The organism is Zobellella iuensis, assembly GCF_016746085.1.
Lineage (GTDB): Bacteria > Pseudomonadota > Gammaproteobacteria > Enterobacterales > Aeromonadaceae > Oceanimonas > Oceanimonas iuensis.
On record NZ_JAERTZ010000036.1, the window covers coordinates 126,684 to 136,810 of the forward strand.

Genomic DNA, 10,127 nt, shown 5'->3' on the forward strand with positions numbered 1-10,127 from the left:
TGCTTTTGAATAAAACATCACTTATGCTCTGCTCATAACATTAGCGGGGTAGTGATGCCGGATTATCAGAAAGGTTTGGAGATGCTTCTGGATCTGCATGGGACCGAGGTGCATCGAGATGATGGGTATGCTTGGAGGATACACGCTTGGCAGGTGCCTCAAACCAAGGAAATCCCACACGGCATTCGTTACAGTTTGACCTTGCACGATCAGTACAATACTCGAGTCTTGGGCTATGACAACGCCCATGCCGTAAAGCCCCCGAAAAGGGGGAGGGTAACGGGTAAACGGGTGGTCTACGACCACTTGCATCGAACACCTCACGATAAGGGGGTTCCTTACGAGTTCGACAGCCCGGCCCAGTTGCTAGAGGACTTCTTCACGAAAGTGGATGAAGTGATACATGAAAGAGAACAGCAGAGGTAGTCATGAAAGCTCGTATTGGTGTTATGTCTGAGGAACTCATCAGAACACGGATTCTTAGCATCGCCGCCGGCACCTACCAACCTCAAGAGAACGAGCCGAAGGTGTGGTTCACCTCGCTGAATGCCGTGTCTCAGATCCTGTGCCCTGACAACCTGGAACTGATCAAGCTAATGGAGCGCGAGCGCCCTGAAACCCTCAGCGAGCTGGCGGAGCTTTCTGGTCGAAGCCTGGGGAACCTGTCAAAGACACTGCAGACTCTGGCGAACAAGGGGTTTATCCGTTTAGAACGGAAAGGTAAATCCGTCAAGCCAGTGGCCTTGTTTACGGATTTTGAGATTATTGCGGGTCAGGAATTCGAGGCTCCCTTTCAGGCCCTGAACGCAGCGTAACCCCGCCGACCGGGCCCCACCGGAAACCGGTTGCGGGAATCCGCCAGGCTTTTAATCTCGGTCTTGCATCGGAGAGTATTCCTGTGGAGGGCGTCATTACTCTGCCACCTCAACGCCCAAGCCCCGCCTGGGCGTTTTATTTACCCCCCCCCCTTTCAGCCTACGCCGACCTTACGTATAACCACGTCGTCCCCGATGGTCCCGTATTCTCAGCCGATGTTTCCTGTTTCTGTTCTGGGTGGCCAGGCGTTCGCCCTGCTCCAGAGCCAGCACCAGGTTGCAAGTCCGTTCCAGCCTGGTCGGGGTCAGCCGTACCACCGCCGTCTTGCGCCGCGGCCGGGACCGCCGACACGGCCCCGGCCCGGGATCAGTAACGTCCGTCCTGCAGGCGGCGCAGGTGCCAGGGGTTGTCGTCCTGTAGTGCCTCGGGCAGCAGGCCGGGCGGGCAGTCCTGGTAGCAGACCGGGCGCAGGAAACGCTGTATCGCCGCCGAGCCGACCGAGGTGGTGCGGCTGTCGGAGGTGGCCGGCCAGGGGCCGCCGTGCACCATGGCGTGGCACACCTCGACTCCGGTGGGAAAGCCGTTGAACAGCACCCGGCCGGCCTTGCGCTCCAGCCGCGGCAGCAGTCGCCGGGCCAGGGCGCCGTCCTGATCGTCCATCTGTACCGTGGCGGTGAGCTGGCCTTCCAGCGCGTCGAGCACCGCCACCAGCTCGCTCTCGCCCCGGCAGCTCACCAGCAGGGCGCTGGCGCCGAACACCTCCTGTTGCAATTGCTCGTCCGCCAGGAAGTGCGTGGCCTTGGTACGGAACAGCCGCGGCCGGCAGCCGTGGGGGCCTTGGGCAGCCAGCCCGGTCGCCAGGGTTTCGACCCCCTCGGCCCGGGCCAGGGCCGCGACGCCCTCTTCGTAGGCCTTGTGGATGCCGGGGGTCAGCATGGTCTGGGGCTCGGCCCGTTCCAGCGCCTCGGCGGCCAGCCCGGCGAAGCGCTCCAGCGCCGGGCCTTCCAGGCCCAGCAGCAGGCCGGGGTTGGTGCAGAACTGGCCGGCACCGAGCTGGAGCGAGCCGGCGAAGCCCGCGGCCAGGGCTTCGGGGCGGGCGGCCAGGGCGGCGGGCAGCAGCAGCACCGGGTTGATGCTGCTCATCTCCGCATAGACGGGGATGGGCTCGGGCCTGGCCTGGGCGGTGGCGAGCAGCGCCTGGCCGCCCTGGCGGGAGCCGGTGAAGCCCACCGCCTTGATGCTCGGATCCGCCACCAGCGCCTGGCCGACGCCGGTGCCGCTGCCGTAAAGCAGGGAGAAGACCCCTGCCGGCATGCCGCTCTCCCGGGCCGCCGCCGCCACTGCCCGGCCCACCAGCTCGGAGGTGCCCGGGTGGGCCGAGTGGGCCTTGACCACCACCGGGCAGCCGGCGGCCAGGGCCGAGGCGGTGTCGCCGCCGGCCACCGAAAACGCCAGCGGGAAGTTGCTGGCGCCGAACACCGCCACCGGCCCCAGGGGAAGGTGCTGCAGCCGCAGATCGGCGCGGGGCAGGGGGGCGCGCTGCGGCTGGGCCGAGTCGAGGCGTGCTCCCAGCCAGTCGCCGGCGCGCACCACCTCGGCGAACAGCCGCAGCTGGCCCAGGGTGCGGCCCCGCTCCCCTTCGAGCCGGGCCCGGGGCAGGCCGGTTTCCAGCATGGCACGCTCGATAAGGGTATCGCCCAGCGCCAGTATCTGTGCGGCGATGGCCTCCAGAAAGGCGGCGCGGGCCGCCGGGGCGCTGTGGCGGTAGGGCTCGAAGGCGGCCTCGGCCAGGGCGCAGGCCTCGGCCACCTGGGCCGGGCTGGCGCCGGCATAGCCGGGCGCGAGTTGTTCGCCGGTGGCCGGGTTGACGCCGTAAATGGGTTCGCCCTCGCCGGCCACCGGGCGGCCGGCCAGCTGCAGTTGTGCGGTCAGGGTCATGTCTGTTCCTCAGTTCCAGTGATGGACGGTGGCGAGCGGCGCTTCCCGCTGCCAGGCCAGGGGATTGCGCAGTGGGCGGCCGAAGGCGGGCAGCTGGATCTCGAACCGATCGCCGTCCCGGGTTTGGATGCCGTCGCCGAAGCTCAGGGTCGAGGTGCCGAAGAAGTGCACGTGCACGTCGCCGGGGCGGCGGAACTGGGCGTACTTGAAATGGTGGTGCTCCAGGTTGGCGAAGCTGTGGGCCATGTTCTCCTCGCCGGTGACGAAGGGCTTCTGCCACAGCAGCTCGCCGTCGCGCAGGATCCGGCTCTCGCCCTCGAGCCGGGCGGGCAGCGGATCCAGCAGCAGCTCGGGACCGAAGCTGCAGGCGCGCAGCTTGGAGTGGGCCAGCCACAGGTAGTTGGCCTTTTCGGTGACGTGATCGGAGAATTCGTTGCCCACCGCGTAGCCCAGGCGCCAGGGCCGGCCCCGGTCGTCGATCAGGTAGAGTCCCACCAGCTCCGGCTCTTCCCCCGCGTCCCGGGCGAAGGCGGGCACCGGCAGCGGCGCCTCCGGATGCACCAGGATGCCGCCGTCGCCCTTGTAGAACCACTCGGGCTGGGCCCCTTCGGTGCCGGCGGCGGGCTTGCCGCCGTCCAGCCCCAGCTTGAACATCTTCATCGAGTCGGTAAGCGGCTCTTCCCCGGCCGCCAGCTTGGCGTGCATGGCGGCGCGGGTGTCGGCGCTGCCCAGGTGGGTCAGGCCGGTGCCGGTGACCAGGCAGTGGGCCGGATCCGGGTGGCAGAGGGGCACCCGCAGCCGGCCTTCGCGCACCAGCTGCTCGTAGTCGAGGCGGGTGTCGCCGGCGCGCAGCAGGGCTTCCTCCGCCAGGGAACGACCATGGGCCAGGGCGTCGCGGGCCAACTGGTAGGTACCGCCGGCCACCTCGATCAGGCGGATGTGTTGCTCGTCTTCCACCAGGCCGACGGCCAGCCGGCCCTGGTGCTCAAATTGGATCAAACGCATGGCCTTCACTCCACTATGTTGAACTGGTCGAGGTAACGCTGGGAGAGGCTGAGTCCCAGGCCGGGCTTGTGTTCGTCGAGGTCGATAAAGCCGTTTTCCGGCGTGGGGTCGCCCTCGAAGATGTAGTAGAACAGCTCGTTGCCCACCTCGACCTCGTGCACCGGGAAGTATTCGGACATGGGCGAGGCCAGGGTGGACATGGTCAGGTGGTAGTTGTGCATCTGGCCGGCGTGGGGGATCACCGGCACCCCGTACACTTCCGCCAGGGCGTTGATCTTGTGCGCCGCCGTGATGCCGCCGACCCGGTTGGTGTCGTACTGGATCACCGACACCGCCCGCTTGTCGAGCAACTGGCGGAAGCCGTGGCTGGTGAACTCGTGCTCGCCGCCGGAGATGGGAATGGCGGTCAGCCGGTTCAGCTCGGCGTAGCCGTCGATGTCGTCGGCGAGCACCGGCTCTTCCAGCCAGCGCGGCTCGAACCGCTCCAGCCTGGGCAGCATGCGCTTGGCGTATTCCAGGTTCCAGCCCATGTAGCACTCCAGCATCAGGTCCACATCCGGCCCTATCACCTCGCGCACCGCCGCCACGCTGTCCAGGTTCTTGCGCATGCCTTCGGGGCCGTCCTTGGGGCCGTAGCCGAAGCGCATCTTCATGGACGTGAAGCCCTGATCCAGGTAGCGCTGGGCCTCGGCCTGCATCTCGCCGAGGTCGGTGCGGTAGAGCTTGGAGGCGTAGCAGGGGATCTTCTCCTTGGTGCGGCCGCCCAGCAGCTTGAACACCGGCCGGCCGGTGGCCTTGCCCATCAGATCCCAGAGCGCGATGTCGATGGCGGAAATGGCGGCCATGGCCACGCCCTTGCGGCCCCAGGCGTGGGTGGAGCGGTACATGCGCTGCCACAGGTATTCGTAGTCGAAGGGGTCGTGGCCGAGCACCAGCGGGGTCAGGTATTGGTCGATGATCGCCTTGGCGATGCGCGGCGCCAGGGCCACGTTGCCGATGCCCACCAGGCCGTCGTCGGTCTCCACTTCCACCACCGTCCAGCCGTGGAAGCGGAAGGTGCCCATGGAGTCGCCCTTGTCCCACAGCAGGTCCATGGCGTTGGAGCAGAAGTGGGGTTGGGGCGGCACCGTGTGGCCTTTCCATTCGAATACCCGGGCGCGTACATTGGTGATTTTCATATAATTAATTCCTTATAAAACAATTACTTGAATATTTTTTGCAAATTTGTTCGGGCAAGGCTTGCCCGTACGGGTCCGTTTCCGGGCCCGCGTCGTCTCTTTGTTAGCCGTGTTGTGCCTTAGCCGGTGGCGGCCAGGGTCCGTCGCCGCCTGGCCAGCCCCATGCGGCAGGCGATGTCGAAGGCGTTGCGGGTCGGTCCCACCCTGGCCTTGCCCTGGCCGGCGATGTCGAAGGCGGTGCCGTGGGCCGGGGTGGTGATGGGGATGGGCAGGCCGCCCTGCACCGTCACCCCCTGGGAAAAGCCGAGCAGCTTGATGGCGATCTGGCCCTGGTCGTGGTACATGGTGACCACGGCGTCGAAGTCGCCGTCCCGGGCGCGGATGAACAGGGTGTCCGCCGGGTAGGGGCCGCTCACCGGGTAGCCCTCGGCCTGGCACTGGGCCACCGCCGGGGCGATGACGTCGATCTCCTCCCGGCCGCAGGTGCCGCCCTCGCCGGCGTGGGGGTTGAAGGCGGCCACCGCCACCCGGGGTGATTCGAAGCCGGCGAGGAGCAGGGCTTCATGGATCAACTTGCTGGCCGCGACGATGCGCTCTTTGGTCACGTATTGTGCCGCGTCCTTTAGCGGCACATGGGAGGAGATGCGCGAGGTCCACAGATGCCCCAGGGTGTTGAACTCGCAGAAGTAGCCCTCCACCCCCAGGTATTCCGCGAAGAAGTGCAGCTCGTCCTCGTGCTGGAGCCCGCCCAGCTTCATGGCGTGCTTGTTGAGCGGCGCGAAGCAGATGGCATCCACCTCGCCGGACTGGGCCGCGTCCAGGCACAGCCGCAGTATCTCCAGGGTGGAGGCGCCGCAGGCCCCGCTCACCTCGGCGTAACGGGCCTGTGCCGGCGCCAGGGTGTCCACCTTCAGCAACACCGGGCCCGGGTGCTGGTGGACCTCTTTGAAGCTGTCCACCACCGGCAGTTGGTGATCGGTACCGGCCAGCTGCTGGCCCTGCCGCCACTGCCATTCGTCGGCCACCAGCACGATGCGGGCCTGGTCGCCGACGTCGGGCTCGGCCAGCAGCCTGGCGATCAGTTCGGCGCCGATGCCGGCGGCATCGCCCAGGGTCAGGGCCACTACGGGTTTCAGTTCAGTCATGTTCAGGCTCCGTACATGTATTCGACCAGGCCCATGGGAATAAAGGGCACATAGGTCACCAGCATCAGGATAAGGAAGAGCACCAGGATCATCGGCAGGTTGACCCGGGTCACGTCCCACATGTCCGCCTTGGCGATGGAGCAGGAGGTGGCCAGCACCGAGGCGACCGGCGGGGTCTGCTGGCCGATGGCCAGGTTGAGGGTGACGATGATGCCGAAGTGGATGGGATCGATGCCGATCTGCTGTACCAGCGGCATGACGATGGGCACCACCAGTATGATGGCGGCGGCCCCGTGCAGGAACATGCCGAGCAGCAGCAGCAGCACGTTGAGCAGGGCCAGCACCAGCACCGGCTCGGAAGTGATGGCCAGGATCTGGCGGGCCAGTTGCTGCGGCAGCTGCATCTCGGTGAGGAAGAGGCCGAGGATGGCGGAGGTGGCCACCAGCAGCATCACTATCGAGGTCTGTACCACGCCGTCGAGCACCGCCCGGTACAGCAGCTTCAGGTTGAACTCCCGGTAGATGCAGCCGCCGATGACGATGGCTGCCAGCACGGCGATGCCCGCGCCCTCGGTGGCGGTGACGAAGCCGCCGAAGATGCCGCCGAGGATGATGATCGGCAGCAGCAGCGCCCAGAAGGCCTCTTTGAAGGCCTTGCCCAGCCGGCTCAGGGAGAAGGCCTCTTCCCGGGGCAGATCGTACTTCACCGCGTAGTAGTAGCAGAAACCGGCCAGCATCATGGCGCCGAGCAGGCCCGGGACTATGCCGGCCACGAACAGCTTGATCACCGAGGTGTTGGAGATGGCGCCGTAGAGGATCATCGGGATCGAGGGTGGAATGATGATCGCCAGCGAGGCGGAGGAGGAGGTGATGGCGGCGGCGAAGTTCTTGTTGTACTTGCGCTTCTTCATCTCGGGAATAAGGATGGAGCCGGTCGCGGCCACGTCCGCCACCGCCGAGCCGGAGATCTCGGCGAAGAACAGGGAGACCCCCACGTTGACCATGGCCAGGCCGCCGCGCACGAAACCGACGATGGCGCTGACCAGGTTGATCAGCCGTTTTGACAGGCCCGAGGTATTCATCAGGGCGCCGGCGAAGATGAACAGCGGAATGGCGATCAGCGGGAAGCTGGTGGCACCGTTGAACAGGGTGAGGGGGGCGTTGACCAGGGCGTCCCAGCCCATGGTGAACCAGACGCCGACCACCGCCACCACGCCGATGGCCACGGCGATGGGCACGTTGATCAGCACCAGGGCGAACAGCGCCAGTATCACAATCAGCAGCATCATGACTTGCTCTCCTTCAGATCTTCCTCGGCCAGGCGGATGGCTTCGTCGATGGCTTCGTGTTCGGGGTCGATGCCACTGCGCATCTTCTGCCAGGCGGCGGGCAGGCTGACCAGCTCGCACAGGACGAAGAGGGCGGCGCTTACCGGAATGACCGACTGGGTGACGTCCATGGTGATGCCGGGCAGGGAGACCATGCGATCCCAGGCCAGCACCTCCAGTACCTGGTAGCCGAACCAGCCCATGATGGCGAAAAAGCCGATGACGATGACTTCGCTCAGCACGAACAGCAGGCTGCGCAGGGCCAGGGGGGCGGCGGTGACCAGGCCGGGAAAGCCCATGTGCGCCCGCTTGAGCGCGGCCAGGCTGGCGCCGTAGAAGCTGAGCCAGGCCAGGCCGATGGAGGCCACCTCGTCATACCAGATGATGGAGCTGCCGAAGGCGCGGAAGAACACCGCCGCCACCACTATGGTGGTCAGCGCCAGCAACAGGCCGATGGTGAACACTTCCAGGCCCCGTTCCAGCCAGGTTTTCAGGACATTGAACAAGGAGGTCATGGCTACTCCTTGGGACTGATGGGGTGCCGCCGGGGCGGCACCTTGGGTCAGGGTTCGTGGCATGGTCTAGTTCCCCAGGGCGATGGCCTTGTCGACCAGTTGCTTGCCGTTGCCGACCTGCTCGGCGAAGCGGTCATATACCGGCTGGCTGGCGGCCATAAAGGCGGTTTTGTCGGCATGGTTCACCGCCATGCCGGCGGCGGCAAAGGCCTCCAGCAGATCCTTGTCCATGCGCTCGCCTTCGTCCAAGGACCACTGCTGGGCTTCCCGGGCGGTATCACGAATGGCGGCCTGCACCTCTTCCGGCAGCTTGTTCCAGCCGTTCGTACCGGCCACCAGCCAGATGGGGGAATAGACATGGTCGGTGATCGACAGGAATTTCTGCACTTCGTTGAGCTTGGCGCCCTCGATATTGGTGAGCGGGTTTTCCTGGCCGTCCACCACCCCGGTCTGCAGGCCGACGAACAGCTCGGAGAAGGCCATGGGGGTCGGGTTGGAACCCCACTGGGTGAACATCAGGGTGCGCCACTCGCTCTGGGGCGTGCGGATCTTGAGGCCTTTCAGATCGTCGGGAGTGCTGATGGGACGGCGGTTGTTGGTGATCTGGCGAAAGCCGTTCTCCCAGGTGGACAGCACCTTGAGGCCGCGGGCCTCGGCGGAGGCGGCCAGCTCGGTCATCACTATCTGTTCGTCGATTTTCATCAGGTGATCCCTGTCTTGCACCAGGAAGGGCAGATCGAACAGGGCGAAGTCGTCGGAGATGGACGACATGATGGAGGAGATGGCCGCCAGGTTCACGGTGCCCAGGCGCATCTTCTGCACCAGCTGGCGTTCGTCGCCGAGCTGGGCGCTGTCGTAGTACTCCACCTGATGGGCGTCGCCGAGCCGCTCCTGCAGCCTGTCGGCGAACAGCCTGGCGGTTTGTCCCTGCAGGCTCTGGGGGCTGCCGCCGATGGCGAAGACGATTTTCTCGGCGTGGGCCTGGGGGGCGGTCAGCGCCAGGGTCAGGGCGGAGGCGGTAAGCAGTTTCTTAAGCATGGCATGGTTCCTTGTGGTGCCTGCGGGGCTGGCCCGGCAGGGAGGCGTGTCCTACTCTCGTGCGCTTGAAAATCTTAACTGGTCTGCTGGTTGGTTTACCGTACCAGTTGGCGTTTAATTTAGTCAGCTACCCGGTGGGGTGTCAAGCTGATTTGTTAATTTTTGGTGTGGTTATGTTTTGTTTTTGTATGTGAAAATTTGTGATGTCTTGCCAAGGTGATTCGAGAGGTCTAGTATTTAGTCCAGTTTGGCTGGCGGAGGCGCCCATGACGATGGCACAGGAGACGGTGTTTGCCTTTGAGCAGACCCTGGAGAACAAGACCAAGAAAGACATTCTGGCGGAAAAGATCATCGAGATGATCGTCACCGGCCTGCTGCGCGACAACGACGTGCTGCCGAGCGAGCGGGAGCTGTCCCAGCTGTTCGGGGTGAGCCGGGAGACGGTGCGCGGGGCGCTGCGGCTGGTGGCGGCCTATGGCCTGATCTCGGTGTCCCACGGCAGCAAGACCCGGATCAATGCGGGAGAGGCCCAACTGGCACGTTTCCACGCCAGTTATGCCCATATGAGCCCGGTTGAGGTCAACCAGTACGACATCGATACGGTGTTCGAGAGCCGGCAGTTGATCGAGGCCGCCATCGCCCGCAAGGCGGCGGCGCGCATCGACCAGGCGGGGCTGGACAAGCTGCGCAAGATGCTGGAGGCCCAGGCGGAGATGTTCGACAACCCGGTGCACTTCCAGCTATCGGACAAGAATTTCCACAAGCTGATCGCCGAGTACGCGGGCAACGAGCTGCTGCTCAAGTACTCGGAGGAGTTGTATTCGTACGGGCTCAATATCCGCCGCAGCGTCATGCTGGAGCCGGGCGCCATCGCCCGCAGCTATGGCGAGCACTGCCAGATCGTCGAGGCCCTGGCCAAGGGCGACGGCGCCGCCGCCGAGCAGGCCATGCTCGGCCACCTGACCAGCGTCTACAACACCACCCGGGAGAAAATGCCGGGCTGAGAGAGCCGGCCCGGGTGTGGGGTGGGTATATTGCTTCCAGCTTCCAGCTTCCAGCCTGGCTTTTAGTCACAAGTTTTTGTTGACATTTTTCATATTTTTACACGGGCTTGGTGCACCATACTCATGGCCGCCAAGCTCTTTTCTTACCCTCCCACTCTCC

10 protein-coding genes are annotated in these 10,127 nt (G+C 65.0%); 3 read left to right on the forward strand and 7 right to left on the reverse strand.

Going from position 1 to position 10,127, the window contains the following annotated elements:
* The first annotated feature begins 81 nt into the window (after nucleotides 1-81).
* Together JKV55_RS20305 and JKV55_RS19795 are read left to right on the forward strand one after the other, a co-directional pair.
* A complete protein-coding gene (locus tag JKV55_RS20305) occupies nucleotides 82-426 on the forward strand; it encodes a toxin-antitoxin system TumE family protein (RefSeq protein ID WP_369409668.1) in 345 nt (114 codons plus the stop codon).
* Nucleotides 427-428: 2 nt separating this feature from the next.
* Nucleotides 429-815 carry an HVO_A0114 family putative DNA-binding protein gene (locus tag JKV55_RS19795; protein WP_202088929.1) on the forward strand — a complete coding sequence of 129 codons (387 nt, stop codon included), beginning with the start codon at nucleotides 429-431 and terminating at the stop codon, nucleotides 813-815.
* Between the two features lie 367 nt (nucleotides 816-1,182).
* On the opposite strand, the gene JKV55_RS19800 is transcribed toward JKV55_RS19795, so the two are convergent.
* The 7 genes from JKV55_RS19800 to JKV55_RS19830 form a co-directional block, all read right to left on the reverse strand.
* Nucleotides 1,183-2,754 carry an aldehyde dehydrogenase (NADP(+)) gene (locus tag JKV55_RS19800; RefSeq protein ID WP_202088931.1) on the reverse strand — a complete coding sequence of 524 codons (1,572 nt, stop codon included), beginning with the start codon at nucleotides 2,752-2,754 and terminating at the stop codon, nucleotides 1,183-1,185.
* Nucleotides 2,755-2,763: 9 nt separating this feature from the next.
* Nucleotides 2,764-3,759: an AraD1 family protein gene (gene araD1, locus JKV55_RS19805; protein WP_202088933.1), complete on the reverse strand. Its 996-nt coding sequence runs from the start codon at nucleotides 3,757-3,759 to the stop codon at nucleotides 2,764-2,766.
* Between the two features lie 5 nt (nucleotides 3,760-3,764).
* Nucleotides 3,765-4,937, reverse strand: a complete 1,173-nt coding sequence (locus JKV55_RS19810; protein WP_202088935.1) for an L-rhamnonate dehydratase — start codon at nucleotides 4,935-4,937, stop codon at nucleotides 3,765-3,767.
* A gap of 119 nt (nucleotides 4,938-5,056) precedes the next feature.
* Nucleotides 5,057-6,082, reverse strand: coding sequence for a 4-hydroxythreonine-4-phosphate dehydrogenase PdxA (locus tag JKV55_RS19815; protein ID WP_202088937.1), 1,026 nt, complete (start codon nucleotides 6,080-6,082; stop codon nucleotides 5,057-5,059).
* A gap of 2 nt (nucleotides 6,083-6,084) precedes the next feature.
* The gene (locus tag JKV55_RS19820; RefSeq protein ID WP_202088939.1) at nucleotides 6,085-7,371 is read right to left on the reverse strand and encodes a TRAP transporter large permease; all 1,287 of its coding nucleotides are present in this window, start codon (nucleotides 7,369-7,371) and stop codon (nucleotides 6,085-6,087) included.
* The gene (locus JKV55_RS19825; protein WP_202088941.1) at nucleotides 7,368-7,988 is read right to left on the reverse strand and encodes a TRAP transporter small permease; all 621 of its coding nucleotides are present in this window, start codon (nucleotides 7,986-7,988) and stop codon (nucleotides 7,368-7,370) included. The genes JKV55_RS19820 and JKV55_RS19825 overlap by 4 nt, the downstream gene beginning before the upstream one ends.
* 3 nt (nucleotides 7,989-7,991) lie before the next feature.
* A complete protein-coding gene (locus tag JKV55_RS19830; protein WP_202088943.1) occupies nucleotides 7,992-8,963 on the reverse strand; it encodes a TRAP transporter substrate-binding protein in 972 nt (323 codons plus the stop codon).
* 266 nt (nucleotides 8,964-9,229) lie between these two features.
* Here JKV55_RS19830 and JKV55_RS19835 point away from each other — a divergent pair, with 266 nt between their 5' ends.
* The gene (locus JKV55_RS19835) at nucleotides 9,230-9,967 is read left to right on the forward strand and encodes a FadR/GntR family transcriptional regulator (protein WP_202088945.1); all 738 of its coding nucleotides are present in this window, start codon (nucleotides 9,230-9,232) and stop codon (nucleotides 9,965-9,967) included.
* Nucleotides 9,968-10,127 lie beyond the last annotated feature (160 nt).